Source organism: Candidatus Hydrogenedentota bacterium (assembly GCA_016791475.1).
Classification (GTDB): domain Bacteria; phylum Hydrogenedentota; class Hydrogenedentia; order Hydrogenedentales; family JAEUWI01; genus JAEUWI01.
On the sequence record JAEUWI010000510.1, the window covers coordinates 1 to 506 of the forward strand.

Below are 506 nucleotides of genomic sequence, written 5' to 3' on the forward strand. Positions count from 1 at the left end.
CGGTGAACGATCCTTATTCGTGAACGAACAATTCGCTTTCAATCAAGGTGGCGGGGATGGCCGCGCAGTTGATCGGCACAAACGGACAGTCGGCGCGCGACGAACCGTAATGAATCGCGCGGGCGACCAGCTCCTTGCCGGTTCCGCTTTCGCCTTGCAACAGCACTGCCGCCGCTTCGCTTTGGGCGACTTTGCGCGCCAACAACACCAACTGTTTCATCGCGGGCGAATTGCCAATCAGTTGCTCGAAATTGAAGAGATGCGCTTGCTGGCGACGCAGGATGGATATTTTTTTGCGCAGTTTGCGCGTTTCCAGTCCATTGCGCAGCGTGATTTCCAGTTCGGGCAGATTGACCGGTTTGGTGATGAAATCGAATGCGCCGCCGCGCAAGGCATGCACGGCATTGTCGAACAACCCTTTGGCCGTGACCATGATGACAATGGCCTCGGGGTGATGATGGGTAATGTGGCTCAGGGTTTCCAGCCCGGAACCATCGGGCAGATCA

The 506-nt window shown here is 56.7% G+C and carries 1 protein-coding gene; it reads right to left on the reverse strand.

The window, feature by feature from the left end:
* Positions 1–13: 13 nt before the first annotated feature.
* Positions 14–506, reverse strand: a 493-nt coding sequence (locus tag JNK74_30535) for a sigma-54-dependent Fis family transcriptional regulator (protein ID MBL7650506.1), incomplete at its 5' end; no start/stop codon positions are given.